The organism is Sphingomonas sp. 7/4-4 (assembly GCF_027941955.1).
GTDB lineage: Bacteria > Pseudomonadota > Alphaproteobacteria > Sphingomonadales > Sphingomonadaceae > Sphingomonas.
Genome location: NZ_CP115960.1, coordinates 3,692,868 through 3,718,294, shown reverse-complemented (window position 1 = coordinate 3,718,294; position 25,427 = coordinate 3,692,868). Strand labels below are relative to the sequence as shown.

The 25,427-nt window shown below is 66.7% G+C and carries 31 protein-coding genes and 3 pseudogenes; 20 read left to right on the top strand and 14 right to left on the bottom strand.

Features of this window, described 5'->3' with window-relative positions:
* Positions 1-63 precede the first annotated feature (63 nt).
* Positions 64-873: an outer membrane protein assembly factor BamD gene (locus PIB19_RS19090; RefSeq protein ID WP_271238601.1), complete on the bottom strand. Its 810-nt coding sequence runs from the start codon at positions 871-873 to the stop codon at positions 64-66.
* A 166-nt stretch (positions 874-1,039) separates the two neighbouring features.
* Here PIB19_RS19090 and PIB19_RS19085 point away from each other — a divergent pair, with 166 nt between their 5' ends.
* Together PIB19_RS19085 and PIB19_RS19080 are read left to right on the top strand one after the other, a co-directional pair.
* The gene (locus PIB19_RS19085; protein ID WP_271238600.1) at positions 1,040-1,864 is read left to right on the top strand and encodes a class I mannose-6-phosphate isomerase; all 825 of its coding nucleotides are present in this window, start codon (positions 1,040-1,042) and stop codon (positions 1,862-1,864) included.
* 168 nt (positions 1,865-2,032) lie between these two features.
* Entirely contained in the window at positions 2,033-2,563 is a 531-nt protein-coding gene (locus PIB19_RS19080; protein ID WP_271238599.1) for a glycine zipper 2TM domain-containing protein, read from the top strand.
* Positions 2,564-2,754: 191 nt separating this feature from the next.
* On the opposite strand, the gene PIB19_RS19075 is transcribed toward PIB19_RS19080, so the two are convergent.
* A complete protein-coding gene (locus tag PIB19_RS19075; protein WP_271238598.1) occupies positions 2,755-2,970 on the bottom strand; it encodes a hypothetical protein in 216 nt (71 codons plus the stop codon).
* Between the two features lie 116 nt (positions 2,971-3,086).
* Between PIB19_RS19075 and PIB19_RS19070 the strand changes: the two genes are divergently transcribed.
* The 6 genes and pseudogenes from PIB19_RS19070 to PIB19_RS19045 all read left to right on the top strand — a co-directional run bounded on the left by PIB19_RS19070 (position 3,087) and on the right by PIB19_RS19045 (position 7,108).
* Positions 3,087-3,821, top strand: coding sequence for a hypothetical protein (locus tag PIB19_RS19070; protein ID WP_271238597.1), 735 nt, complete (start codon positions 3,087-3,089; stop codon positions 3,819-3,821).
* A 58-nt stretch (positions 3,822-3,879) separates the two neighbouring features.
* The gene (gene crcB / locus PIB19_RS19065; RefSeq protein ID WP_271238596.1) at positions 3,880-4,257 is read left to right on the top strand and encodes a fluoride efflux transporter CrcB; all 378 of its coding nucleotides are present in this window, start codon (positions 3,880-3,882) and stop codon (positions 4,255-4,257) included.
* Positions 4,254-5,357, top strand: a pseudogene (locus tag PIB19_RS19060) (RluA family pseudouridine synthase). The gene crcB and the pseudogene PIB19_RS19060 overlap by 4 nt, the downstream one beginning before the upstream one ends.
* Before the next feature lie 201 nt (positions 5,358-5,558).
* Positions 5,559-6,218 (top strand): HAD-IA family hydrolase, encoded by a 660-nt coding sequence (locus PIB19_RS19055; protein ID WP_271238595.1) that lies wholly within the window; start codon positions 5,559-5,561, stop codon positions 6,216-6,218.
* Complete coding sequence (locus PIB19_RS19050) at positions 6,215-6,433, top strand: hypothetical protein (protein WP_271238594.1); 219 nt, start codon at positions 6,215-6,217, stop codon at positions 6,431-6,433. Before PIB19_RS19055 ends, PIB19_RS19050 begins: the two co-directional genes overlap by 4 nt.
* A pseudogene (locus tag PIB19_RS19045) lies at positions 6,430-7,108 on the top strand (ATP12 family chaperone protein). Before PIB19_RS19050 ends, PIB19_RS19045 begins: the two are co-directional and overlap by 4 nt.
* 61 nt (positions 7,109-7,169) lie before the next feature.
* Here PIB19_RS19045 and PIB19_RS23225 read toward each other — a convergent pair.
* The 6 genes and pseudogenes from PIB19_RS23225 to PIB19_RS19015 form a co-directional block, all read right to left on the bottom strand.
* Positions 7,170-7,349 carry a hypothetical protein gene (locus PIB19_RS23225; protein ID WP_336297191.1) on the bottom strand — a complete coding sequence of 60 codons (180 nt, stop codon included), beginning with the start codon at positions 7,347-7,349 and terminating at the stop codon, positions 7,170-7,172.
* Positions 7,319-9,289 carry a TonB-dependent receptor gene (locus tag PIB19_RS19035; protein WP_336297190.1) on the bottom strand — a complete coding sequence of 657 codons (1,971 nt, stop codon included), beginning with the start codon at positions 9,287-9,289 and terminating at the stop codon, positions 7,319-7,321. The genes PIB19_RS23225 and PIB19_RS19035 overlap by 31 nt, the downstream gene beginning before the upstream one ends.
* Before the next feature lie 533 nt (positions 9,290-9,822).
* Positions 9,823-10,473, bottom strand: coding sequence for a guanylate kinase (gene gmk, locus PIB19_RS19030; RefSeq protein ID WP_271238592.1), 651 nt, complete (start codon positions 10,471-10,473; stop codon positions 9,823-9,825).
* 48 nt (positions 10,474-10,521) lie between these two features.
* Entirely contained in the window at positions 10,522-10,716 is a 195-nt protein-coding gene (locus PIB19_RS19025; protein ID WP_271238591.1) for a hypothetical protein, read from the bottom strand.
* Between the two features lie 85 nt (positions 10,717-10,801).
* A pseudogene (fumC, locus tag PIB19_RS19020) lies at positions 10,802-12,197 on the bottom strand (class II fumarate hydratase).
* 125 nt (positions 12,198-12,322) lie between these two features.
* The gene (locus tag PIB19_RS19015) at positions 12,323-12,805 is read right to left on the bottom strand and encodes an SspB family protein (RefSeq protein ID WP_271238590.1); all 483 of its coding nucleotides are present in this window, start codon (positions 12,803-12,805) and stop codon (positions 12,323-12,325) included.
* A 100-nt stretch (positions 12,806-12,905) separates the two neighbouring features.
* On the opposite strand from PIB19_RS19015, the gene hisB reads away from it, so the two are divergent.
* The 10 genes from hisB (at position 12,906) to PIB19_RS18965 (ending at position 19,357) form a co-directional block, all read left to right on the top strand.
* Positions 12,906-13,493 (top strand): imidazoleglycerol-phosphate dehydratase HisB, encoded by a 588-nt coding sequence (gene hisB / locus PIB19_RS19010; RefSeq protein ID WP_271238589.1) that lies wholly within the window; start codon positions 12,906-12,908, stop codon positions 13,491-13,493.
* Positions 13,493-13,765: a YciI family protein gene (locus PIB19_RS19005; protein ID WP_271238588.1), complete on the top strand. Its 273-nt coding sequence runs from the start codon at positions 13,493-13,495 to the stop codon at positions 13,763-13,765. Before hisB ends, PIB19_RS19005 begins: the two co-directional genes overlap by 1 nt.
* Entirely contained in the window at positions 13,762-14,364 is a 603-nt protein-coding gene (gene hisH, locus PIB19_RS19000; protein WP_271238587.1) for an imidazole glycerol phosphate synthase subunit HisH, read from the top strand. Before PIB19_RS19005 ends, hisH begins: the two co-directional genes overlap by 4 nt.
* Positions 14,352-15,083, top strand: coding sequence for a 1-(5-phosphoribosyl)-5-[(5-phosphoribosylamino)methylideneamino]imidazole-4-carboxamide isomerase (gene hisA, locus PIB19_RS18995; protein ID WP_271238586.1), 732 nt, complete (start codon positions 14,352-14,354; stop codon positions 15,081-15,083). Before hisH ends, hisA begins: the two co-directional genes overlap by 13 nt.
* Before the next feature lie 120 nt (positions 15,084-15,203).
* On the top strand, positions 15,204-15,962 hold the full coding sequence (gene hisF / locus PIB19_RS18990; protein ID WP_271238585.1) for an imidazole glycerol phosphate synthase subunit HisF: 759 nt from the start codon (positions 15,204-15,206) through the stop codon (positions 15,960-15,962).
* 45 nt (positions 15,963-16,007) lie between these two features.
* Entirely contained in the window at positions 16,008-16,202 is a 195-nt protein-coding gene (locus PIB19_RS18985) for a hypothetical protein (protein ID WP_271238584.1), read from the top strand.
* Between the two features lie 32 nt (positions 16,203-16,234).
* A complete protein-coding gene (locus tag PIB19_RS18980) occupies positions 16,235-16,555 on the top strand; it encodes a phosphoribosyl-ATP diphosphatase (RefSeq protein ID WP_271238583.1) in 321 nt (106 codons plus the stop codon).
* Positions 16,545-16,922 carry a histidine triad nucleotide-binding protein gene (locus PIB19_RS18975; protein ID WP_271238582.1) on the top strand — a complete coding sequence of 126 codons (378 nt, stop codon included), beginning with the start codon at positions 16,545-16,547 and terminating at the stop codon, positions 16,920-16,922. Before PIB19_RS18980 ends, PIB19_RS18975 begins: the two co-directional genes overlap by 11 nt.
* 99 nt (positions 16,923-17,021) lie before the next feature.
* Complete coding sequence (locus PIB19_RS18970; RefSeq protein WP_271238581.1) at positions 17,022-18,560, top strand: amino acid permease; 1,539 nt, start codon at positions 17,022-17,024, stop codon at positions 18,558-18,560.
* Positions 18,561-18,706: 146 nt separating this feature from the next.
* The gene (locus PIB19_RS18965; protein WP_271238580.1) at positions 18,707-19,357 is read left to right on the top strand and encodes a helix-hairpin-helix domain-containing protein; all 651 of its coding nucleotides are present in this window, start codon (positions 18,707-18,709) and stop codon (positions 19,355-19,357) included.
* A 13-nt stretch (positions 19,358-19,370) separates the two neighbouring features.
* Here the strand turns inward: PIB19_RS18965 and PIB19_RS18960 are convergent, their stop codons facing one another.
* Positions 19,371-20,690, bottom strand: coding sequence for a hemolysin family protein (locus PIB19_RS18960; RefSeq protein ID WP_271238579.1), 1,320 nt, complete (start codon positions 20,688-20,690; stop codon positions 19,371-19,373).
* Between the two features lie 118 nt (positions 20,691-20,808).
* Here PIB19_RS18960 and PIB19_RS18955 point away from each other — a divergent pair, with 118 nt between their 5' ends.
* Entirely contained in the window at positions 20,809-21,486 is a 678-nt protein-coding gene (locus PIB19_RS18955) for an OmpA family protein (protein ID WP_271238578.1), read from the top strand.
* Between the two features lie 9 nt (positions 21,487-21,495).
* Here the strand turns inward: PIB19_RS18955 and PIB19_RS18950 are convergent, their stop codons facing one another.
* Genes PIB19_RS18950 through PIB19_RS18940 form a run of 3 tightly spaced genes read right to left on the bottom strand, consistent with a single transcriptional unit; the run spans position 21,496 to position 22,463 of the window.
* Entirely contained in the window at positions 21,496-21,927 is a 432-nt protein-coding gene (locus tag PIB19_RS18950; RefSeq protein WP_271241034.1) for a nucleoside deaminase, read from the bottom strand.
* Between the two features lie 60 nt (positions 21,928-21,987).
* Positions 21,988-22,170 carry a YqaE/Pmp3 family membrane protein gene (locus tag PIB19_RS18945; protein WP_271238577.1) on the bottom strand — a complete coding sequence of 61 codons (183 nt, stop codon included), beginning with the start codon at positions 22,168-22,170 and terminating at the stop codon, positions 21,988-21,990.
* Positions 22,170-22,463: a hypothetical protein gene (locus tag PIB19_RS18940; RefSeq protein ID WP_271238576.1), complete on the bottom strand. Its 294-nt coding sequence runs from the start codon at positions 22,461-22,463 to the stop codon at positions 22,170-22,172. The genes PIB19_RS18945 and PIB19_RS18940 overlap by 1 nt, the downstream gene beginning before the upstream one ends.
* A gap of 161 nt (positions 22,464-22,624) precedes the next feature.
* Between PIB19_RS18940 and rpmB the strand changes: the two genes are divergently transcribed.
* On the top strand, positions 22,625-22,927 hold the full coding sequence (gene rpmB, locus PIB19_RS18935; RefSeq protein ID WP_056610718.1) for a 50S ribosomal protein L28: 303 nt from the start codon (positions 22,625-22,627) through the stop codon (positions 22,925-22,927).
* A 380-nt stretch (positions 22,928-23,307) separates the two neighbouring features.
* Here rpmB and PIB19_RS18930 read toward each other — a convergent pair whose 3' ends face one another.
* Together PIB19_RS18930 and phbB are read right to left on the bottom strand one after the other, a co-directional pair.
* Positions 23,308-24,279, bottom strand: a complete 972-nt coding sequence (locus tag PIB19_RS18930) for an esterase-like activity of phytase family protein (RefSeq protein WP_271238575.1) — start codon at positions 24,277-24,279, stop codon at positions 23,308-23,310.
* A gap of 391 nt (positions 24,280-24,670) precedes the next feature.
* Positions 24,671-25,393, bottom strand: a complete 723-nt coding sequence (gene phbB, locus PIB19_RS18925; RefSeq protein WP_056610712.1) for an acetoacetyl-CoA reductase — start codon at positions 25,391-25,393, stop codon at positions 24,671-24,673.
* Positions 25,394-25,427 lie beyond the last annotated feature (34 nt).

Genomic DNA, 25,427 nt, shown 5'->3' with positions numbered 1-25,427 from the left:
GAGAAACTCTGGGGCCCGGCTTTCGCCGGGGTGACGGCATTGTCGCGATCCGCCGAATGGCACTCAGCTCGCGGCGGGGTTCTGCGCCTTGGCGAGCTTGTCCTGATTCTTCTGCATCAGGTCATACGCGCGCTTGTACCAGTCGGTGCCGGGATAATTGGCGCCGAGCACCGCGGCGGCCTTCTGCGCTTCCATCGGCACGCCGAGCGCCAGATAGGCCTCGGTCAGCCGCAGCAGCGCTTCGGGCACGTGCGTGGTCATCTGGTAATTGTCGACGACGGTGCGGAAGCGCGTCGTCGCGGCGAGCCACTGGCCGCGGCCTTCGTAGAAGCGGCCGATCTCCATTTCCTTGCCCGCGAGGTGGTCGCGGACGAGATCCATCTTGAGGCGCGCATCGGCGGCATAGCGGGTGTTGGGATAGCGGCGGGTCAATTCGCCCAGCGAATCGAGCGCCTGCTGCGTGATCTTCTGGTCGCGCGTGACGTCGGCGATCTGCTCGTAATAGCTGATGCCGATCAGATAATAGGCATAAGGCGCGTCGCGGTTGCCCGGATGGACCGCGAGGAAGCGCTGCGCCGAGGCGACCGCCTCCGAATAATCCTGGTTCAGATAATAGCTGAACGCGCCCATCAGCTGCGCGCGGCGCGCCCAGACGGAATAGGGATGCTGGCGCTCGACTTCGTCGAACAATGCCGCGGCGAGCTTGTACTGGCGCTGGTCGAGGCGCTGCTTGCCCGCCGAATAGAGCGTTCCCACGTCGCGCGCGACATAAGGAAGGTCGGTCTTCGCGCCGCGCTTGGCGCAGCCTGCGACCGAGAAGGCAAGCACCGGAACGAGGGCGAGCGCGAGCGCGCGAGCAAGGGGAATACGCATATGAGGGCGTCTTAGCCGAGCGTAGTGGCGTCAAACAATCCTTTTCGCGGCGCGATTGTGTCATAGGCCGCGGCGGCCGGTGCGGCGGGCGCTTTTTCGCGGGACCTTCTCCCGCATGGGCGCGTTGCGCTGGTCATTGCGCATCCGAGTATCGGGAGGAAATTGAGTGACTGCGACGCTTCTCGCCACGCACCGTGTTGAAAAGCCCTGGGGACGCCACACGCTGTGGCCGGGCTTCGCCGATCCGGCGCCCGACCAGGATCCAGTGGGCGAGATCTGGTTCCAGACGCCGGGCAATGCCGCCCCCGACCTGCTGATCAAATATCTCTTCACCAGCGAGAAATTGTCGGTGCAGGTCCATCCGAACGACGAACAAGCGCAAGCGAAAGGCCTGCCGCGCGGCAAGGACGAATGCTGGGTGATCCTCGATGCCGAGCCCGATTCGACGATCGCGCTCGGGACGCGGGAGCCGATCGACCGCGAGACGCTGCGCGCCGCGGCGCTCGACGGATCGATCGAGGGCCTGCTCGACTGGAAGCCGGTCAAGGCGGGCGACTTCTTCTATTCCGGCTCGGGCACGATCCATGCGATCGGCGCCGGGATCACCTTGGTCGAAGTGCAGCAGAACAGCGAGACGACCTATCGGCTCTACGATTACGGTCGCCCGCGCGAGCTGCATCTCGAGGACGGAGTCGCGGTGTCGGACCCGGTGCCCTATGTGCCGCATCCGATGCCGGGCAAGGTCGCGGACGACCGCGAGATCCTCGTCGAGGGGCCCAAATTCGTGCTCGAACGCTGGGAAGGCGGAAGGCGCAGCTTCACGCTACCCGAGGGCGTTACCGGCTGGCTGATTCCGCTCGCGGGCGAAGGCGTGGTCGATGGAGTCGCCTTCCGCGCCGGCGAGTGCGTGACGCTGGAAGGGACATGCGAGCTCCACGCGGAGATGGGGAGCGACCTGCTCTTCGCGTATCCGGGTGCGGCGCGGATCTGAACGCGGACATGGCCTGCGGATGAACGGAACGTAGTTTCGCGTTCACGCAACCCTGCGGTGCGCCGGTACGTTGGATCAGCACCTACGATAATAATAAAATAGGAGCTGATCCATGCGTATCCTTTTGCCGCGGCCATTGCCGCCGTGGCCATCCCGGCGCTGCCGGCGATGGCCCAGACGCCCCGCCAGGAATATCGCGAAAACGTGCGCGACGCGCAGCGCGACTGCAACCGTGAGCTGCGCCGCGCCGACAACCGCCGCGAATATGAGCGCGAGAGGCGCGAATGCCGCCGCGACATGCAGCAGGCGCAGCGCGAATATCGCCGCGACAGCCGCGACAGTCGCGATTGGCGAAACAGCCGCGAGGGCCGCGATTGGCGCCAGTATCGCAACTACGACTATAACCGCCTGCCGCGCGGCCAGAGCGCTTATTACGCCGATCAATATTATCGCGACGGCAACAATTATCAGGAGCGTCGCCTGAGCCGGAACGACCGCGTCTATCGCGGTAACGACGGTCGCTATTATTGCCGCCGCTCGGACGGCACGACCGGCCTGATCATCGGCGGCGTCGCCGGTGGCCTCCTCGGCAACACGCTGTCGAACGGCCGCAACGCCACGCTCGGCACATTGCTCGGCGCGGCCGCCGGTGCGGCGCTCGGCTCCTCGGTCGATCGCGGCCAGGTCCGCTGCCGCTAACGCCTTTGCCACGCAGGCAAGAGAGGGCCCGGCGCTTCGGCGTCGGGCCTTTTCGTTGCACTACACCCGTTCGTGCTGAGCTTGTCGAAGCACCGTTCTTCTTCGATCCGCGGGGCAAAGTAAGGGCAGCCCTTCGACAAGCTCAGGGCGAACGGTGTTCATGGGCCTACCAAGCCCAAATTCGCTCTAGATCAGCCCCCGGTGAGGAAGAGCCGCAAGCCGCTGATCGCCAGCACCAGGAAATTGAGGTTGCGTCCGGTATTGCTGCTCGAGAGCATGCCGATCACCGCGCCCACGAGCGCGATCGGAAAGGCGATCCAGTTGACCAGCGAGATCACCGGGATGATGCCCACCAGCGCGATCAGCCCTGCGACCAGGCCGATCAGGATAGAGATAATGTTCAGCATGGGGCGAACATGGGGACTATCAGGTGTGTTGGCAAGCTAAGGCGCATCCGCGTTTCCCAACGCTTCCTTAACCTTGGCCGGGCAAAGCGACGATGCCCAAGGGAGCGCCTCGCGTAATGTTCCGCACCATCGGTTTCATCCTGTTCGTGTTCCTGCCGCTCGCGCTTGCCGGCTGCAGCGGCGCAGACATTGCCAACAACACGCTGAGCGACGCCGAATTGGGCAATGCCGCCGATCCGGCGCTCACCGGCGCGCTGCAGGACCAGATCATGGTCGACCCGCAGCTCGGCGGTCAGGCCAATGGCGATGCGGTGCGCCCACCCAGCCAGCCTTATTCGGGCGGCATCCCCGACGACGCAGTCGCCGCCAATGGCACCAAGGTCGACACCGCCGGCTTGCTCAGGACGCCCCCGCCCGTCAGCGGCAAGGATTGCCCCCAATGCGCCGCGGCACGCGAATCGGTGACGCTCGCCGGAATCGCCGCGCGCCAGAAGAATGCGCGGACGCGGGGCTGCGCGGGTTCGCTCAAATATTCGGCGAGCTGGGCGCAGCGGCTTCCGGCCGATCTGCCGCTCTATCCACAGGCACGCGTGACCGAGGCTGCGGGCGCACCGGGCAATTGCGCACTGCGCGTCGTCAGCTTCTCCGCCGCCCAGCCGATGCAGACTTTGCTCGACTGGTATTACACCAAAGCCGTCCGCGCCGGGTACAGCGCCGAGCATCAGGTCGACGGCGCGCAGCACATCCTCGGCGGCACCCGCGCCCGCGACGACGGCGCCTATGTGCTGTTCCTGACTACGCGCAGGGACGGCGGCACCGACGTGGATCTGGTCGCCAATAACGGGGCCTGACGCGCCGCACGCGAACAGCGCGGTTCCCCTGAGAGGCATTAAGCGCTACCGGCGCTCCATGCCTTCTCTTCTTCTCGTCATGCTCGGCGGCGCATTCGGCTCCGGCGCCCGACATCTCGTCGGGCGTGCGACGCTCGGCCTGTTCGGGCCAAACTATCCGTGGGGCACGCTGGCCGTGAACCTGATCGGCGGGCTGCTGATGGGCCTGCTCGCGGGCGGCCTGATGCGCTTCGGCGAAAATGGCGAGCAATGGCGGCTGCTGCTCGGCGTCGGCGCGCTCGGCGGCTTCACGACCTTCTCGGCCTTTTCGCTCGACGTGATGCTGATGCTCGAACGCGGCGACTGGATCCTGGGCCTCGGCTATATCCTCGCCTCGGTGATCGGCGCGCTTGCGGCGCTCGCACTGGGCCTCGGCATCGCAAGGGCAATCGCATGAGCGGCACCGACGTCCGCCAGTTCCGCGTCGGCGCCGACGACGACGGCATCCGCCTCGATCGCTGGTTCAAGCGGCATCTGCCCGACACCAGCTTCAACATCGTCTCGCGCTGGGCGCGCACCGGGCAGCTCCGCGTCGACGGCGCGCGCGCCGATCCGGGCGACCGCGTCGCCACCGGCCAGATGATCCGCGTGCCCCCGGCCGAACCGGTCAAGGCCAGCGCCGCCAAGCCCAAATCGGACCGCCCCCGCTCAGCGACGACCAGATCGCGTTCGCGCGCGAGATGGTGATCCACCAGGATCTCGCAGGCGATCGTGCTCAACAAGCCGCCGGGCCTCGCGACGCAGGGCGGCACCAAGACCTTCGAGCATGTCGACGGCCTGCTCGACGCGCTCCAGTTCGAGGCCGAGGGACGACCCAAATTGGTCCACCGGCTCGACAAGGATACGTCGGGCGCATTGCTGCTCGCCCGCACCTCGCGCGCAGCCGCCTTCTTCTCGAAGCATTTCTCCGGCCGCAGCGCGAAGAAGCTCTATTGGGCGCTGGTGATGGGCGTGCCCGAGATCGAGGACGGGCTGATCGAGCTGCCGATCGGCAAGCAGCCCGGCACCGGCGGCGAGAAGATGCAGGTCGACATGAAGGAAGGCGCGCCGAGCCGCACGCGCTACCGCGTGATCGAGCAGGCCGGCAACCGCACCGCATGGGTCGAGCTCCAGCCGCTCACCGGGCGCACCCATCAGCTGCGCGTCCACATGGCGGCGATCGGCCATCCGATCGTCGGCGACGGCAAATACGGGCTGCAGGAAGCATTCCTGAGCGGCGGCATCTCCCGGAAGATGCACTTGCACGCGCGGCGCATCCGCATCGATCATCCCGACGAGGGCAAGATCGACGTCACCGCCGAGCTGCCGAAGCATTTCGCCGAATCGATGCACACGCTCGGCTTCGACCTGGCGTTGGGCAACACCGACGCGCTCGACGACCGCCCGCCGATGAACCGCGAACAGAAAAAGGCGCAGGCCCGCGCACACGCCAAGGGTGTCCGCAAGGAACGGCGAGGCGAACGGCGCGGCAGGGGCGAGGCGAAGCCGAAGAAGTGATGTCGCTAATCAATCCTCCCTGGAAGGAGCGCGGGGTCGGATCGTCCCCGGACGATCCTCGAACATGCGGGGCATGTTCGACCTCGCGCTGGGACCAAGCGCAGCTTGGTGGAGGGGTAATCTCCACGGGCGATATCGCTTGGGGCAACTACCCCTCCACCGCTTCGCGGTTCCCCTCCCCTCCGGGGGAGGATTTTCCCGATGAACCGCCTCGCGCTCTTCGATTGCGACGGCACGCTCGTCGACAGCCAGGCCAATATCTGCCGCGCGATGGAGGAATGCTTCGCCGTCTCGCGGCTCGATCCGCCGCCGCGCGAGGCGATCCGGCGGATCGTCGGGCTCAGCCTAGTTCCCGCCATCGCGCAGCTGCTTCCCGAGGCCGAGGCGGGCCAGCACGAGGCGATGGCCGAGGACTATAAGCGCGCCTTCTTCGCGATGCGCGCGAGCGGTGCGCTCGCCCCGGAACCCCTTTTCGACGGCGTCGCCGACGCGATCGAGACGCTCGACGCCAATGGCTGGCTGCTCGGCGTCGCCACCGGCAAGTCCGATCGCGGGCTCAAGCACATTCTCGAGCATCACGGCCTCTACGATCGCTTCGTCACGCTCCAGACCGCCGACCGTCACCCCTCCAAGCCGCACCCCTCGATGATCGAGACGGCAATGGCCGAGGCCGGCGCTTCGCCCGGAACCACCGCGATGATCGGCGACACCAGCTTCGACATCCTGATGGCGCGCGCGGCGGGTGCGCATGCAGTAGGTGTTGCATGGGGCTACCACACCATGCATGAACTGTGGCAGGCGGGCGCCGGCCATGTCGTCGATCATGCGGCCGCGCTGCCCGCGCACCTGGAGGCCCTATGACCGATGCCGACCGCCTGGCGCAGAAGCGCTATTTCATGATCGTCGGAGTCAACATGCTCGCGACCGCGGGCGCCGTGCTCGGGCTGCTCGTCGCCGGGCGCTCGAACAGCTGGGAAGGCAGCGTGCTCGGCGGCGCGATCCTGCTTTCCTCGTTATATTTCATGGCAGTGGTGCCGCGCGCGATGGCGCGCCGCTGGAGAACGCCGCGGCCGTGAAGCGATTCTGGAAGCACGTGACGATCGAGCCGGGCAACGGCATCGCGCTCGACGGCAAGCCGGTGCGCACCCCGGCCGGGCGCCGCTCGCGCTGCCGACGCCGCAGCTGGCCGAGGCAGTGGCCGGGGAATGGCGCGCGGCAGGCGAGACGATCGACCCGCGCGCGATGCCGCTGACCGGGCTGGCGAACGCGGCGATCGACCGGATCGCGCCCGACACCACGGCCTTCGCCGCGGGGCTCGCGGCCTATGGCGAGAGCGACCTGCTTTATTACCGCGCCGAAGGACCCCGCCTCTGGTCGAGCGGCAAATGGCCGCATGGGACCCGCTGCTCGAATGGGCGCGCGGACGCTACGACGTGCATTTCGAGACGACCGCCGGCGTGATGCACCGCGCACAGCCGGCCGCGACCGTGGCGCGGCTGCACGAGGCCGTGGCAGCGCTCGACGCATTCCGCCTCGCGGGCCTGTCCCCGCTGGTGACGGTCAGCGGGTCGCTGGTCGCCGCGCTGGCGCTGCTCGAAGGTGCCGTCGACCGCGAGACGGCGTGGCGCGCGGCGCAGATCGACGAGGACTGGCAGGCCGAGCAATGGGGCGAGGACGAACTCGCAACCCAGGCGCGCGACGCGCACCGCGCGGATTTCGACGCGGGCGCGCGGTTTCTGGGGCTGCTTTAGGGCGACGCTTTTCCGATCGGGTGACGATAGGGGCGGGAACCGGTCCCGCCCCGTTTCGACGTCAGAAGTTCACGCCGAACCGCACGCCGCCATAGCGGCGGAAGTCGCGCGGCAGCAGCGCCTGCGTGGCGACCCGGTTGCCGTAATTGCCCGCCGAATTCACCAGCGACTGAAAATATTGCTTGTCGAACAGGTTGTTGACGAACGCCGTCAGTTCCCAGCGGCGATCATATGCGCGCACGCCCAGACCGACGTTGAAGACGCTGAACGACGGCTGGAAAGCCTGCGGATCGCGGGCGACGTAATAGAGGCTCGACTGATATTGCCAGCTCGCCTGTGCGACGCCGTTGAGGCCGCCCCCAGCGCCGGCGCATATTCGGCGCCCGCCGATGCCTTCCATTTCGGCGACTGCACCGCCCGCGTGCCCGTCAAATTCTGACTGGCCGGCGTGCCGACGCAGCCCTGCGCGGCAGTCTGCAGCACATAGCATTGGGCGGCCGGGAACGACGTGTAGGTCGCGTCCAGATAGGTCGCCGCGCCGTTGAAGCTCAGGTCGTGCGTGACCCGGGCACCGAGTTCGAATTCGAGACCCTTGGTGTTGAGCCCGCCGACATTGGTGAGGCGGAAGTTGGACGTGCCGTTCACCGTCTCGATCGATTGCGCCTGCAGATCGGTATAATCGGTGTCGAAATAGGTGACGTTGAACGTCGCACGCCGATCGAAGAACTGGGTGCGCAGGCCGAATTCCTTGTCGCGCGACGTTTCGGGCCGGATGGGGCCGGCCGCCGCACGCGCGGCATTGAAGCCGGTGGTCAGATCATAGGTCTGCCCCTTGTAGCCGGTCGTATAGCTGCCGAAGAACATGACGTCCGGCGTCACCTGATAGCTGAGACCCAGGCGATAGGTGGCGGTGCTGTCGCTCGCATCGCCGGCAAAGTTGGTCGCGGCGATCTTGTCGTGGAAGGTGTATTTGATCGCTTCGTTCTGGACGCGACCACCCGCAGTCGCGGTCAGATGCGGCAGGAATTCCCAGTCGATCTGGGCGAAGCCGGCGATCTGGCGCGATCCCGAAGTGGCTTCCCAGTCGGCGGGCGAGAAGGCCGGGCCGCGCTTGAACGGGCGCTCGAAGCCGACATTGGCGTAATAGACGCCCAATGCATAGCGGAACGCCTCGTCGCCCGGCGAAAGCAGGCGAAGCTCCTGCGTGAACAGCCGCGACTTGAACGCGCCGACGTTGATATTGCTGCCGAACGGGCCCGGCGCCGACGTGTCGTCATGGTCCAGATAATCGTCGAGGCGGAAGCGATCGTACGAGGTCAGCGACAAAATGTTCATCTTGCCGATATTGGCCTCGGAACGCAGCAGCGTGCCCCAGCCCCAATATTTGGTGCGCGACGGAGAGTTGTTGCTGACATCCTGGTTCTTCTCGTCGATCGTCACGCCCGGGAACGCCACGGCGGGCGTCAGGCCAGGCTGGTTACGCAGCAGCGCGCCGGGCGCCATGCGGATGAACGGGCGGCCGACGGTGGTGTTGCCGTTCATATAATTGCCCGACAGCGTGAAGGTGACGTCCGGAGAGGCCTTCCAGCGCAGCTTGCCGCGGCTGTTGAGCGTCTCGCGGCCGTTCGCCTTCTTGTCGTTGACCAGGTTGCGGACATTGCCGCCCCAGTTCGTATAGCCGGCCGACAGTACGTAGCCGAGCGTCTCGCTGATCGGCCCGGTGATGCTGACATTGCCGCCAAATTCGCTGTCGGTGGTGGCCAGCGTATTGGCACGCATGTGAAACGCGTCGGTCGGCTGGACCGTCATGATCTTGATCAGGCCGGCCGAGGCCGCCTTGCCGTACAATGTGCTCTGCGGCCCGCGCAGCACTTCGATCTGCGCCACGTCGGGAAGGTCGGCGAAGGCGCGCGCCTGGAAGGGGACTGCTGCACCATCGACCGTCACCGCGACGCTCGACTCGACGCCGATGCCGAACGCAAAGGTGCCCACGCCGCGCAACGACACGTTGGCGTTGACCGGGTGCTCTGCCGTCCGGATCGTCAGCGACGGCGCGACCTTGCCCAGATCCTGGAAATGCCGGACGCCCTGCGCCTCGAGCTGGTCCGGCGAGATCACCTGAACCGCGAGCGGAACGTTCTGAAGGTTCTCGAACCTTTTCTGCGCAGTCGTGGTGACCACGATCTCGTCTTCGTTTCGCGCAGCCGTCTTGGCAGCGACCGGTCGGGTCGTCGGCGCAACTGCATTCGCATCGCTCGTCTGTGCATGCCCCTGCGAACTGGCCAGGAGCGATACAACGAGCGCGCCAAAGCAAACCGATAGATCAAACCGCTTCATGAAATTTTCCCATTTCCCCGCAGCAATTCCTGCTCCCGAGTTATAGGTCGCTCGCTGGAGGCCGACGCTGTCGTCGTGGGAAATTTTATGGATCGTGGGTGCTGATCGCCCCTTGCAATGTAGGATTTCGTTTGCTGGGATCGAGGCGCTGCCGCCCGGCGGCCGCTCTTTGACAATGTCGGTGCAATCGGAACGCAAGGCGCTTCCGGGCCAGACCTTTGTGATTTCCCGCAGGGCCCATTCGCCGCCGGAACATGCGCGTCAGTGTGACCTTAGTGTGACTTTCGGTTCGCAAGATGCCGCGCGGTGGCGCGTCGCCCTCACCTTGATCGCGAACGGCCTGGAATAGCGACCTGCCCCGGGGCAGCGCCGTCGCTTTACTTGTTCAGCCCGCGGATGAACCCGATCAGCCCCGTCTGCCGCGAGCGCCGCAGCCGTTCGGCCTTCAGGATCGTGTGCACCGACTCGAAGCACTCCTCCACGTCGTCGTTGACCAGGACATAGTCATAGCCGTCCCAGTGGCTGACCTCGGCGGTGGCGCGGGCCATGCGGGCGTCGATCACCTCGACCGTATCGGTCGCGCGGCGGATCAGGCGCTCGTGCAGCTCCTTGAGCGACGGCGGCAGGATGAAGGCGCGGACCACGTCGCCGCCGGCGAGCTGGAACAATTGCTGCGCGCCCTGCCAGTCGATGTCGAACAATACGTCGCGCCCCGAGGCGAGGATCTTGTTCACGCCCTCGCGCGGGGTGCCGTAGCGCTGGTCGAACACGTGCGCCCATTCGAGGAACTCGTTGTTCGAGACCATCTCGCGGAATTTCTCGAGATCGACGAAATGATAGTCGACCCCGTCGACTTCGCCCGGGCGCATCGGCCGCGTGGTGTACGACACCGACATTTCGAGATACGGATCCGCCTTGAGCAGTTTCCGCGCGATCGTGGACTTGCCCGCGCCCGAAGGCGAGGAAAGGACGAAGAGGACGCCGCGGCGGCGGAATTTATGCGGATCGTTCTCGGTGCGGTGGGGCATGGGCGCTACTGGCGTGCGGACTCGCCCCCGTCAAGTCAGAGCGTCACGTCACACCGGCGGGTTCGAATTCTGCGAAAGCTTGTAGGCGCCATACGCCACCGCGCCGAGCACGATCGCGGCGGGAACGATTCGCTTGGTGGCCTTCCAGGTGAGCACCCCCGCGATGGCGCCGAGCGCACCGCCCTTGCCGTCGCGGCGATCGATCTTGTTGCCGATCCATCCTGCAATTGCGTCGCCGATCATTGGATACTCCCTCGCTTACATGGTCGGAGGGTAAGCGGTTGAAGACCAACCTTGTTCCCCTCCCTGCAAGGGAGGAAAGCGTCGATCAGCGCCCGACCATCGTCTCCGGGCGGACATATTGGTCGAACGTCGCCTCGTCCACGAGCCCGAGCGCCAGCCCGGATTCCTTGAGCGTCAGCCCCTTCTCATGCGCGTTCTTGGCGATCTTGGCGGCATTGTCATAGCCGATCACCGGCGCCAGCGCGGTCACCAGCATCAGCGAGCGGCCGACCAGATCGGCGATCTGCTTCTCGTTGGCCTCGGTGCCGTCGACGCAGCGCTCGGCGAAGCTGGTCATGCCCACCGCGAGCAAGTGGATCGAGCGCAGCACGTTCGCACCGATCAGCGGCATGAACACGTTGAGCTCGAAATGCCCCTGCATGCCGCCGACCGTGACTGCCTGATTGTTGCCGATCACCTGCGCGGCGACCATCGTCAGCGATTCGCACTGGGTGGGGTTGACCTTGCCGGGCATGATCGAGCTGCCGGGCTCGTTGGCGGGCAGCGACAGCTCGCCCAGCCCCGAGCGCGGGCCCGAGCCGAGGAAGCGGATGTCGTTGGCGATCTTGTTGAGCGCCACCGCCAGCGTGTTGAGCGCACCCGAGAAGAAGACGAGGCCGTCCTTGGCGGCGAGCTGCTCGAACTTGTTGGGCGCGCTTTCGAATTGGGTTCCGGCGATGTCGCTGATCGCGGCGGCCATGTCCTCGGCCCAGCCCTCGGGCGCGTTGAGGCCGGTGCCGACCGCTGTGCCGCCGATCGCGAGCTTGCGGATATTGCCGTTCAACGCGCCCTCGACCCGCGCCTTGCAGCTCACCAGCTGCGCGGCATAGCCCGAAAATTCCTGACCGAGAGTCAGGGGCGTCGCGTCCTGGGTGTGGGTGCGGCCGATCTTGACGATGTGATCCCAGGCTTCGGCTTTGGCGGTCAGCGACGCGGTCAGCTGCTCGAGCGCGGGGACCAGCAGGTCACGCGTCGCGATTGCCGTCGCGACATGCAGCGCGGTCGGGAAGCTGTCGTTGGACGACTGGCTCATGTTGACATGGTCGTTGGGGTGCACCGGGCTCTTGCCGCCGCGCGTGCCGGCGAGCACTTCGTTGGCGCGGCCGGCGATCACTTCGTTGACGTTCATGTTGGTCTGGGTGCCGCTGCCGGTCTGCCAGATCACCAGCGGGAACTGATCGTCGAGCGTGCCCGCGACGATCTCCTGCGCCGCAGCCTCGATCGCATCGACGATCTTCGCGTCGAGGCCATGCTTGCGGTTCACCCGCGCCGCGGCCTGCTTCACGATGGCTTGTGCATGGACGATGCCCAGCGGCATGCGCTCCATGGCGCCGAACGGGAAATTCTCGATCGAGCGCTGCGTCTGCGCGCCCCAATAGGCGTCGGCGGGAACTTCGATGGCGCCGATCGAGATCGGTTTCGGTGCGGGTTTCTTGAGTCACACAACCTCCGTTCGCCCTGAGCTTGTCGAAGGGCGGTTCTTCTTTTCGCGGGCGCTGTAGAAGGAAGTGCGGCGCTTCGCCAACCCCGGATCCAGTCCGGGGGCGAACGGGAAAGGTAGTTCCCGCTATTTCTTCCGCTTGAAGTCCACCGAGACGACGTTCGATCCGTCGTCCGCGGGCGTCACGGTCGGGCCGTCATTCTCGGCCTCTTCGTGCGGCTCGGGGCCCTCGGGCACATCCTGCGCCTGGAAGCGCAGCTCGAAATTGACCGCTGGATCGTGGAAACCGGTGATCGCCGAGAAGGGAATGTTGAGGATCGCCGGCACCTGGTTGAAGCTCAGCCCGACCGAGAATTTCTCCTCGTCGACCATCAAGTCCCAGAAGCGGTGCTGGAGGACGATCGTCATCTCGTCGGGGAAGCGCTCGATCAGCCGCTGCGGGATGTCCACCCCGGGCGCGTGGGTCTTGAAGGTGATGTAGAAATGGTGCGCGCCGGGCAGCGCCTGAGTCGCGGCGACCGTTCCGAGCACGCGGCCGACCACGGCACGGAGCGCCTCCTGGACGATCTCGTCATAGGGAATCAGGCTGTCGGGCACGGTACCGGTCATAGGCCTTGGGTAGCGTTTCGCGCCTCCGGGTCAAGCGTATGCTGCTTGCCCCCAAGCAAGGCTATTTTGCTTGGACGCGCACGACCGCTATGGGGGCGCCATGCGCACCGCCACGATCAGCCGAAAGACGAGCGAGACTTCGGTCGACGTCACCGTCAACCTCGACGGCACCGGCGCCTTTGCGGTTTCGACCGGCATCGGCTTCTTCGATCACATGCTCGAGCAATTGAGCCGCCACTCGCTGATCGACATGGATGTGAAGACCGTCGGCGACCTGCACATCGACCAGCACCACACGGTGGAGGATACCGGCCTCGCGATCGGCGAGGCGGTGGCCAAGGCGCTGGGCGACAAGAAGGGTATCCGCCGCTACGCCGACGCGCTCTCGCCGATGGACGAGACGCTCGCGCGGGTAGCGATCGACATTTCGGGCCGGCCCTTCCTCGTCTGGAAGACCGAGTTCAGCCAGAAGCGACTCGGCGAGATGGACACCGAGATGTTCGAACACTGGTTCCACAGCTTCGCCCAGACCGCCGGCGTGACGCTCCACGTCGAGACGCTCTACGGCACCAACAACCACCATATCGCCGAGGCGGCGTTCAAGGGGCTCGCCCGGGCGCTGCGCGAGGCGATCGAGATCGATCCGCGCAAGGCGGACGTCATCCCCAGCACCAAAGGCGTCCTCTGATGATCATCGTCCTGCTCCGCTACACCGGCGACGTGACGCCGCACCGCGACGCGCATGTCGCATGGCTCCGCGAAGCGCTGGCCGAGGACCGGCTGATCACTGCGGGGCGCCAGCCCGAGACCGGCGGCGTGCTGATCGCCCGCGGCGAACGCAGCGACGTCGAAGCCTGGGCCGCGCAGGATCCGTACCGGCTGGCGGGCGTCGCGGAGAACGACTTCGTCGAATTCACCCCCAGCATGGCGGCGCCGGGGCTGGAGTCGCTGCTGCCGTGAGCGTCGCGCTGATCGATTACGGCGCGGGCAATCTTCATTCGGTCCACAATGCGCTCAAGGCCGCGGGCGCCGAGGGGCTCGTCATCACCGCCGATCCTGATGCGGTGGCGAAGGCTGATCGCGTCGTGTTGCCCGGAGTCGGCGCCTTCGCTGCTTGCGCCGCGGGCCTCCGCGCAATCCCCGGCATGATCGAAGCGCTCGACCGCCGGGTTCGGCAGGAAGCCGCCCCTTTCCTGGGCGTCTGCGTCGGCATGCAGCTGATGGCGGATACCGGCGAGGAATATGGCGTGCACGCAGGGCTCGGCTGGATCCCCGGCACGGTTCGCGCGCTGCCACCCTCGCCCGCCGTGCGCGTGCCGCACATGGGCTGGAACGACGTGATTCCCGCCGCCGATCACCCGCTGATCGAGCGCGGGGAGGCCTATTTCCTCCACAGCTTCGCCTTCACGGGCGATTCGGTGCTGGCGACCACCGAGCACGGCGGCACCGTCACCGCCGCAATCGGCCGCGACAATATGGCCGGCGTCCAGTTCCACCCCGAAAAGAGCCAGCGCTACGGCATCGCGCTGCTGGAGAGGTTCCTCGCATGGCGGCCTTGATCGTCTTCCCCGCCATCGACTTGAAGGCCGGGCAGGTCGTCCGCCTCGCCGAGGGCGATATGGATCGCGCCACCATCTATGGCGACGACCCCGCCGCGCAGGCCGAGATCTTCGCGAATGCCGGGGCCGAATGGCTCCACGTCGTCGACCTCGACGGCGCGTTCGCGGGCGAATCGGTCAATGGCGCGGCGGTCGCATCGATTCTCGAGCGTTTCGGCGGCAAGATCCAGTTGGGCGGCGGCATCCGCAACCGCGAATCGATCGGGCGCTGGCTCGATCTCGGCGTCGAACGCGTGGTGATCGGCACCGCGGCGCTGGAGAATCCCGGTCTCGTCCGCGAAGCCGCGCGCGACAATCCCGGCCGGATCGTCGTCGCGGTCGACGCGCGCGACGGACTGGTCGCGACGCGCGGCTGGGCCGATGTGTCCGACGTATCGGTGGTCGATCTCGCCCGCCGCTTCGAGGATGCCGGCGTCGCGGCGTTGCTGTTCACCGATGTCGGCCGCGACGGTCTGCTCAAGGGGTGCAATGTCGAAGCGACGGTGGCGCTCGCCCGCGCAGTGACGATCCCGGTGATCGCCAGCGGCGGGGTGACCGATATCGGCGATATCCACGCGCTGAAGCGCCACGTCGACGACGGTGTCGAAGGGGTCATCACCGGGCGCGCGCTGTACGATGGCCGGCTCGACCTCGCCTGGGCGATCGAGGTGGCCCGATGAGGGCGCAACGAGAACTAGCCCCTCCCTTCAGGGGAGGGGTTGGGGTGGGGCAGTGCCTCAGGCGCAATGCTCGCGGACAGGCCCCACCCCCAACCCCTCCCCTGAAGGGGGGCTTAAGTCATGACCGTCCGTGCCCGCGTGATCCCTTGCCTCGACGTGGCGAATGGCCGCGTCGTGAAGGGCGTCAACTTCGTCGACCTGATCGACGCCGGCGATCCGGTCGAGCAGGCGCGCGCTTATGATGCGGCGGGCGCCGACGAGCTCTGCTTCCTCGACATCGGCGCGAGCCACGAGGGCCGCGGCACGATGGTCGATGTCGTCCGCCGCACCGCCGAAGTGTGCTTCATGCCGCTCACCGTCGGCGGCGGGGTGCGCAGCGTCGAGGATGCGCGCGCGTTGCTGCTCGCGGGCGCCGACAAGGTCGCGGTCAATTCCGCCGCGGTTTCGCGCCCTGAAGTCGTCGCCGAGATCGCCGACCGGATGGGCAGCCAGTGCGTCGTCGCCTCGGTCGATGCCCGCCGCGTCGGCGCGCGCTGGGAGGTCTTCACCCATGGCGGACGCCGCGAAACCGGGATCGACGCAGTCGAACACGCGCTGCGGCTCGCCGAGCTGGGCGCGGGCGAGTTGCTCGTCACGTCGATGGACCGCGACGGCACCCGCGACGGCTATGACCTGGAGCTGATCCGCGCGATCGCCGACCAGGTGACCGTGCCGGTGGTGGCGTCGGGTGGCGTCGGCAATCTCCAGCACCTCGTCCAGGGCATCCGCGATGGTCACGCATCGGCGGTGCTCGCCGCGTCGATCTTCCATTTCGGCGAAGCGACCATCGCCGAGGCGCATGCCGCGCTGGCGGCGGCGGGGATTCCGGTTCGGAGCTGACAGTCGTTTAACCCTTCTCCAACTCCCCGGCCTTACACCCGCCTCATGCTCCGCATCGCCCTCGCCCTGCTGATCGCCACCCCCGCCTTGGCGGAGGAGCCCCCGCATACCGGCGTCGCGGGCACCCGCTCGATGCCCGAACTTTCGGACCTTGCGCTGTTCGCCTGCGCTGCCTTCGGCGTCTGGTTCGTTCGCAATCGGCTGCGCGCGCGCTTCCGCGGCAAAGCGCCCAAGGATTGACAGCCGCGCGCCGCTCCCGCAGCCGGAGCGGCATGGCAGATACTTTCGATGCGCTCGAAGCCGTGATCCGCGAACGCCGCGGCGGCGATCCGGACAGCTCCTATGTCGCCCGGCTGACCGCAAAAGGCCGCGCCAAGATCGCACAGAAACTGGGCGAAGAAGCCGTCGAGACGGTGATCGCCGCGATCGAAGACGACAGGCCCGGGATCGTCAGCGAGGCCACCGACCTGATCTTCCACCTCGCGGTGCTGCTCGCCGATGCAGGACTCAGCCTCGATGACGTCCGCGCCGAGCTCGCCCGCCGCGAGGGCGTGTCGGGTATCGATGAAAAGGCCAGCCGAAATGCCGATTGACGCCACCCAGCCTTATGACGATCAGAACATCTTCGCGAAGATCCTGCGCGGCGAGATTCCGTCGAACAAGGTGTACGAGGACGATCACGCCCTCGCCTTCCACGACATCAATCCGCAGGCGCCGCAGCACATCCTCGTGATCCCCAAGGGTCCCTATGTCAGCTGGGACGATTTCGCGGCCAAGGCCCCGGACGCCGAGATCGCCGGGTTCGTCCGCGCCGTCGGGCATGTCGCGCGCGCGGCGGGGATGGTTGCGCCGGGCTATCGGCTGCTCGCCAATATCGGGCAGGACGCGCATCAGGAAGTGCCGCATCTCCACGTCCATATCTTCGCCGGTCACCCGCTGGGACCGATGCTGGCGCGCTGAGCCGCTGCACTAAGGGATTGCGCAGGCGGGTTTTGCGGCTAGGCTCGCGCCTTTCATATTCGGGGCGGCGCGCGGGTTGCGCCGCAAGGGGACCACTCAATGATATTCGGGCGCGTAAAACCACTCGACGCCATTCTGGCGACGGCCGAGAAGAAATCGCTTCACCGATCGCTCGGCGCCTTCCAGCTCACGATGCTCGGCATCGGTGCAGTGATCGGCACCGGCATCTTCGTTCTCACCGCCGAGGCCGCGCAAAAGGCGGGACCCGGCATGATGCTGGCGTTCGTGATCGCCGGTGCGGTCTGCGCGGTCGCTGCGCTCTGCTATGCCGAGATGGCGGCGATGGTGCCGGTCTCGGGCTCCGCTTATACCTACAGCTATGCCGTGATGGGCGAGCTGATCGCGTGGATGGTCGGCTGGGCGCTGATCCTCGAATATGCCGTCGCCGCGGGCGCGGTGTCGGTCGGCTGGTCCGGCTATGTCGTCGGGCTGATCGAGAACGCCTTCGCGATCGACATACCCGATATGCTGGTGCGCGGCCCCTATGACGGCGGCATCGTCAACTTGCCCGCAATGGGGATCGCCGGGCTCGTCACCTGGCTGCTGGTGATCGGCACCAAGGAGAGCGCGATGGTCAACGCCGTGCTGGTCGGGATCAAGGTGGCGGCGCTGACGCTGTTCATCATCCTGGCGGTGCCGGTGATGAACATGCAGAATTTCGAGCCCTTCTCGCCGCTGGGTTTCGCAGGCGTGTCCGCCGCCGCCGCGTCGATCTTCTTTGCCTATGTCGGCTTCGACGCGGTCTCGACCGCGGCGGAAGAAACCAAGAACCCGCAACGCAACATGCCGATCGGCCTGATCGGCTCGCTCGGTATCTGCACCATCTTCTACCTGCTCGTCGCCGCCGGCGTGATCGGCAGCGTCGGGGCCCAGCCGATGCTGGGCACGGATGGCGCGGCACTGGCGCCCGGCAGCGTCGAACTGACCCAGGCGTGCGCCGCCAATGTCGCCGCCACCGGCCACGATGCAGTGGTCTGCTCAAAGGAAGCGCTCGCCTGGACGCTGCGCGAGATCGGCTGGCCGCAGATCGGCAATCTGATCGGCCTCGCGGCCGGCCTGGCATTGCCTTCGGTCATCTTGATGATGATGTTCGGCCAGACCCGCATCTTCTTCGTGATGAGCCGCGACGGACTGCTTCCCGCGGTCCTCTCCAAGGTCCATCCGAAGTTCCACACGCCGCACGTCATCACGATCCTGACGGGCGTGTTCGTGGCTCTTTTCGCGGCGTTCTTCCCGGTCGGCAAGCTCGCCGACATCTCAAACTCGGGCACGCTGTTTGCGTTCGCCGCAGTGTCGATCGCGGTGCTGGTGCTTCGCCGCACCGACCCGACCCGGCACCGTCCGTTCCGGACGCCGTTCATTGTCGTAACCGCGCCGATAGCGATCCTCGGCTGTGCCTATCTGTTCTACAGCCTGGGCTACGAGACCAAGATGATGTTCTTCATCTGGGCGGCGATCGGGCTGGTGGTCTATTTCGCGTACAGCCGCCGCAAGAGCCATGTCGGCCGCGGGATCATCGATGTTCATGAACCCGAGGCCTATGAAGAGCTCGAGCCCCCGGTGCCCGGCACGCATTGAGCTTTGCAAAGCATTAGAATTGGGCCGGGGAGCGATCCTCCGGCCCTTTTCGTTGGGGTGGCTGACGATTGCCTCGCTGGACGCTGCAGAATCCGGCGCTATGCAATTGGGATATGCGTGACTGCATGGCGTCGGGAGCGAGTTGAATGAACGATACGGCTTGGCAGACCGGGGGACCGATCATCGACGGCGGCCCGGTATGGCTCACGGCATCCTTCGTGCTGATCGGCCTCGGCGTGCTGTTCGCGTTGTTCATCCTCGCCTGGGGCACGCGGCTCGCCAGGCGTCGGCAGCAGGCGCGCGATCAGCTGGAAGAGCGCGGCGAACTCCATAATGCGGGCGACCCGAAGACTCCAACGGCGCACCCGACCGCGCCGCTGGTAGCGCCCGCGCCGCCGCCGATCGCCGAAACGCCGGTGATCGCGGCACCGCCTCCGCCAGCACCCGAGCCCGCGCCGGAACCCGCGCCGCTCGCCGACGAACCGATCGCCGCGGCGGCCCCGCTCGATGCCTCTCCGGCATCGCTCGCGGCCTCGGAACCCGAAGTCGCGCCCGCAGGTACCGACGATTTCACGCGCATGAAGGGTGTGGGCCCCAAGCTGGCGGAACGCCTCAACGCGCTCGGCGTCACCAGCTTCGCGCAGATCGCCGCGCTGACGCCCGAACAGGCCGCCGCCCTCGACGCCGAGCTCGGCACCTTCCAGGGCCGCATCCACCGCGATCGCTGGATCGAGCAGGCAGGTTTCCTCGCCCGCGGCGATACCGCCGGCTACGAAGCGGTGTTCGGGAAGCTCTGAACCGGCCTGAGGCTCAGGCGCTCTTGCGCGCTTCGCGCACCAGCAACTTATCGATCTTGCGACCGTCCATGTCGACGATCTCGAAGCGCCAGCCCTGTTCGGCGAACACTTCGCCTTCGTCGGGAAGGTGCTTGAGCACCGCGAGCGCGAGGCCGGCGACGGTTGCATAGTCGCGGTCCTCGGGCAATTCGATCCCCAGCCGCTCGGCGAGCGCGTCGGCGGGCATCTGGCCCGAGACGAGCAGGGATCCGTCCTCGCGCACGATCAGGCTGGGGCTGTCGCCCGGCTCGGCGTCCGAAGCGAAATCGCCGGCGATCGCGGCGAGCAGGTTGGCCGGCGTCACGATGCCTTCGAAATGGCCGTACTCGTCGTGGACGAGCCCCATCGGCACTTCGGCACGGCGCAGCGCGCCCAGCGCATCCATCGCATCGACCTGGTCGGGGAGCACCGGCGCGGGGCGCATAAGCCGCCTGAGTTCGAGCGGCTCGCCGCGGAACAAAGCCGCGGCGATGTCGCGCGCCTGCACCACGCCGATCACCGCATCGACCGATCCCTCGGCCACCGGCAACCGGGTATGCGGCGTCGCCAGCAGCGCGTCGCGGATCCCGTCCGCGTCGAGATCGACATCGAGCCAGTCGACATCGGTGCGCGGCGTCATCACTTCGCGCACCGGACGATCGGCGAGGCGGACCACGCCCGAGATGATCGAACGCTCATGCTCCTCGATCACGCCCGACTTGCTCGCCTCGGCGACGATCAGATGAAGCTCCTCGGCAGTGACGCGGTTCTCCGATTCGCGTTTGAGCCCGATCACGCGGAAGATCAGCGCGCTCGACTTGTCGAGCAGCCACACCACCGGCGCGGTTATCCGGCTGAGCCACAGCATCGGGATCGCCATGATCGCGGCGATCGGCTCGGGCGAGCGCAATGCGAATTGCTTGGGAACCAACTCGCCGACCACCAGCGAGGCATACGTGGTGATCGCGATCACGATCGCGATGCCTAGGGTGTGCGCGGTCTCGGCCGAGAGCCCAAGGCCCTGGATGCGCTCCGCCACCGGGGTGCCGAGGCTCGCGCCCGAATAAGCACCGGCGACGATGCCGATCAGGGTGATGCCGATCTGCACGGTCGAGAGGAACTTGCCCGGATCGGCGGCAAGCAGAATCGCAGTCGCGGCGCCGCGATTGGTCCGCGCCATCGCCTCGAGCCGGGCAGGGCGGGCGGAGACGATCGCGAGTTCGGACATCGAGAAGACGCCGTTCACGGCGATCAGCACGAGGATGATCGCGACGTCGATCCAGGGGAAGGGGCTGGCATGGTGCGCGCCCTCCATATCCGCACTCGACCTTGCTTCACAACCGCTAGCTGCGGCGCATATCGATGCGCAGGCGGAACAACATGGCGCGACGACGGGTTTTGCTGGCTCAAGCCGTTCCACTCGGGAGGAAATAATGGGCTATGCAAGCAAGGTCCTGATCGCGGCCGCACTCGCCGCAACCACGCTGACCGCCGCCTGCGTCACCGATCCGGTGACCGGCGAGCGCCGCGTGTCGAAGGCCGCGATCGGCGGCGTCGGCGGCGCGGTGGGTGGCTATCTGCTCGGCGATCTCGTCGGCGGGCGCAACGATCGCACCGAGAAGATCATCGGCGCCGGCATCGGCGGCCTCGCCGGCGCCGGCATCGGCACATATATGGACCGACAGGAGCAGGAACTGCGCCGCCGCACCGCAGGCACCGACGTCCATGTGATCCGGCAGGGAGACGACCTGGTGCTCAACATGCCTTCGGGCATTACTTTCGCCACCAACCAATCGAGCATCCAGCCGCAGTTCCGCACGACGCTGGACCAGGTCGCCGATGTGCTCCGGCAATATAACCAGACCTATGTCGACGTGTACGGCCACACCGATTCGACCGGCAGCGACTCGTACAATCTGGACCTGTCGCAGCGCCGGGCGAGCGCCGTCGCCGATTATCTGACGATGCGCGGCGTGCAGAGCGCCCGGCTCGGCACGCGCGGCTTCGGCGAGAGCCAGCCGATCGCGAGCAACGACACCGAGGAAGGCAAGGCGGCCAATCGCCGGGTCGAGATCAAGCTGGTGCCCGTCACACAGCAGGACCTGGGCTGAGACGGAAGATCAGGCGCGCCGCTCGCGGAAGAAATCCCTGAGCAGCGCGCCGGCCTCGACTTCACCGATGCCCGCATAGATTTCTGGGTGGTGGTGGCAGGTGGGTTGCGCGAAGAATCGCGGGCCGTGCTCCACCGCGCCGCCCTTGGGGTCGCTCGCGCCGTAATAGAGCCGCGCGATGCGGGCATGGGCGATCGCCCCGGCACACATCGCGCAGGGCTCGAGCGTCACCCACAGATCGCAATCCTCGAGCCGCTCACGGCCGAGGATTCGCGCCGCCTCGCGAATCGCCAGCATCTCGGCATGCGCGGTCGGATCGTGGAGCGTGCGCGGCGCATTGGCGGCGACGGCGACGATCCTGCCGTCGTGCACCACGACCGCCCCCACCGGCACTTCGCCCGCCGCACCGGCCCTCGCGGCGGCATCCAGCGCTGTGCGCATCTGTTCGGGAAGCGGAAACACAGGCACGTGACTAGTGCCCTGTCTCTTTCGGCGAAAGCCCTATGCCGCGGCCGCCACCCGCCGTTCGTCCCGCAGCACCGTCCACAACGCGAAGGCGACGCCCGGCAGGAAGCCCAGCACGGTAAGCCCGCACGTTATCAAGAAGTCCCGCCCGGGCCCGCATGCGAGATAGGTGCCGAGCGGCGGCAGCAGCACCGCCGCGACGATGCGCCCGGCGTGCATTATTTCGCCGCCGGCGTGGGCGACGCGCCCGGAGCCTGTTTTACTTCGATCGTCGGCAGGACCACCGTCGCGTTCTTCATTTCCACCGTCGGCACTTCGACCGTCTTCGCCGTGTTGCCGATCCCGACGCTGCCGGTCTCGGCGCTGTATTTGGGCAATTGGCCGCCCTCCGCCTGCAGCGTCACGGTGGGCAGGCTCGCGCCCTGCCGCTGATTGATCCGCAGCATGCCGAGCGACATCAGCACCACGACTCCGACGGCGATGAGCCCGATAAGGACCAGAATTGCGCGCATTGTCTTCTTCTCCCGGATCGAATCGTTTGCGTAATAACGCCCGACCGGCCATGTGGGTTGCGTGCCGTCGAGCGGTTTGATCGGCGAATCGGTTGACGCACCCCCATTCCCGCTATCGGCGCGGCCTTTCCGGCTTATGCCCAAAACCAGGATTTGAAGCGATGTCGCGCATTTGCGAGCTGACCGGCAAGGGCCGGCAGGTGGGACACAACGTCTCCCACGCCAACAACAAGACCAAGCGCACGTTCCTGCCCAATTTGCAGAACGTGACGCTGATGTCGGATACGCTCGGCCGCAGCATCCGCCTGCGCGTCTCGACGCACGGCCTGCGTTCGGTCGAGCATGTCGGCGGTCTCGACAACTGGCTGCTCAAGGCCAGCGACGACGATCTGTCGCTGCGCGCACGCCGCCTGAAGCGCGAAGTGCGCAAGGCGGCCGCGCCGGCCGAGAAGGCCGCCGCCTAACACTTCTTCGGCGAACTGGCGTCAGCCCGTTCCCTTGGCGGGGAGCGGGCTTTTCGCTTGTCCAGAGGGTCCGCACCCCTCCCCGCAATGGCCAGGATCGCCCGGAGACGATGGTCAGGCCGCCATTGGCTGAAGCTGCCCGGGGGCAGCTTCACCTGGCCATCTGGCAAGAAAGCTCGCGCAGCGCGGGCTGGTGGCCCGTGCAAGTGAGCTGACGCAGTCCAGCGTTCGTCTCCGGGCGACCGCGAAGCGGCGGGCGGATTTTGGCGCACAGCAGCGTCATTCGTCGGTCACGGTGGCAACGCACCGCTCCCTCCTCATTCCTCCCTGTGCGCCAAAATCCGCTCCGTCATGGCCATTGCGGGGAGGGGTGCGGACCCTTAATCCAGACGGAACTTGAGGAGCAAGGACTGCTCCCAGAACTGGCCGTTATCGTCCGACGCGATCCAGACGATCGTGTCCGCGCCTTCCTGCGTGATCGCCAGCGCCTCGAAATTATCGTGCAGCAGCGGCCGCTCGAAGCTGGCGATCTCGGCTCCCCGGACCACGCCGCCCGGCCGGACGCCGCGGATATCGATCAGGCTGATCTTCGCCGTGAACAGCCCGGCCAGCGACAGGCGGCGATTGAGCACCAGCAGCCGGCCGTCGGGCAGCTCGGCGGTGTCGGTGGGATCATATCCCGCCGGGGGCACATACGCGAAGCGCAGGGGAGCGCCTTTGATCTCGGTGGGATCGCCCGCGAAGCGCAGCACGATACGCGCATCGCGCAATCCCTTGGGGCGGGCGGTCTCGCTGAACACGATGAACTGGCCGTTCCGCAGCCGCACCATCGCCTCCGCACCGCCGGCGATCGACCAATCGGCCATCGCGGCGGGCCGCACACTGCGTTCCTTGTGCGCAAGCGTGGCGTCGTATCGCCAGATCGCGTTGCGATTCTCGAAGCCGACCCATGCCCGGCCGCTCTGCGAATCCCAGGTCAGCGATTCGGAATCGCGGTGGCGCTTGATCGCGCCGGTGCCCGGACCGGGCAGATCGGCGAAGCGCACGTCGCGCGGCTGCAAGTCCGCCCCCATGCGGAAATCGACGATATTGCCGCCGTCGCTGAGCAAAGTGAAACGCTCGCCCGCCACGCGCATCGCCGAGAAGCCGCCGAACGCCGGATCCGGGCTCGTCAGCGCGAGGCCGCCCAGATAGGTGAGCGCCCCCACCCGCTGCCTGGCCGGGTCCGACGCGTCCAGCAGCACCGGCTTCGCCCACATCACGGGCCGATCGCCCAGAACCGGGCGCGGCTCGACCCCCGAGGATGTGACGGTCAGCATCAGAAGGACGGAAAGCGGGAAAGCGAGACGCATTGGCCGCGTCATAGCCGCTCGCTGCGGCGGAGCCAGCGCAGAAAGATGAACGCCAGATAACCAGCGCGTTCAGCTGGCGCAAAGGGAATTGGGATATAGCGGCGCCGTAGTTTGCGTATCGAGGTCCTCGCGTTGCGTATCGAGGACCGAGGGCCGGTTCCCCACGGGGACCGGCCCGTTTTCGTTTGTGACACCCCTAAATCCTCCCTCGCGAAGCGGGGAGGGGACCGCCGCCGAAGGCGGTGGTGGAGGGGCGTGGCCGCAAGCGATGTATTTGCGGCTACGCCCCTCCGTCATGCTGCGCATGCCACCTCCCCGCTAAAGCGAGGGAGGATTAAGAAAGGCGGGGCGCTGCTACGCATCGGCGCGGACGTTGCCGCGCCTGCGCCCGTCAGTACATATGCTGCCCGCCGTTGATCGACAGCGTCGATCCGGTGACGAATCCACCCTCTTCCGACACCAGAAACGCCACGCCGCGCGCGATCTCGCTCGCCTGGCCGAGCCGGCCGACCGGGATCTTGGCGACGATCTTCTCGAGTACGTCGGGCGGAACCGCCGCGACCATGTCGGTGTCGATATAGCCCGGCGCGATCGCATTGACCGTCACCCCTGCCCGAGCGCCTTCCTGCGCCAGTGCCTTGGTGAAGCCGTGGATGCCCGATTTGGCGGCGGCATAATTGACCTGGCCATATTGCCCCGCCTGCCCGTTGATCGAGCCGATATTGACGATGCGCCCCCATTTGCGGCTGCGCATGCCGGGGAAGGTGGCGTGCGCCATGTTGAAGCAGCCGCCCAGATTGATGCGGATCACGTCCTCCCACATGTCGCGGCTCATCTTGAGGATGGTGCCGTCGCGGGTGACGCCGGCATTGTTGACGACGACGTCGACCGGCCCGAGCTCGGCCTCGACCTGCGCCACGCCCGCGGCGCACGCGTCGAAATCACCGACATCCCATTTATAGGCCTTGATGCCGGTGCGCTCGGTAAAGGCCTTCGCCTTCTCGTCATTGCCGGCATAATTGGCAGCGACCGTCATGCCCGCGTCCTTGAGCGCAAGGCTGATCGCCTCGCCGATACCGCGCGTTCCACCCGTCACGATCGCTACGCGTGCCATTTTTCGCCATCCTCTCCGTTGTCGTTACGTAACG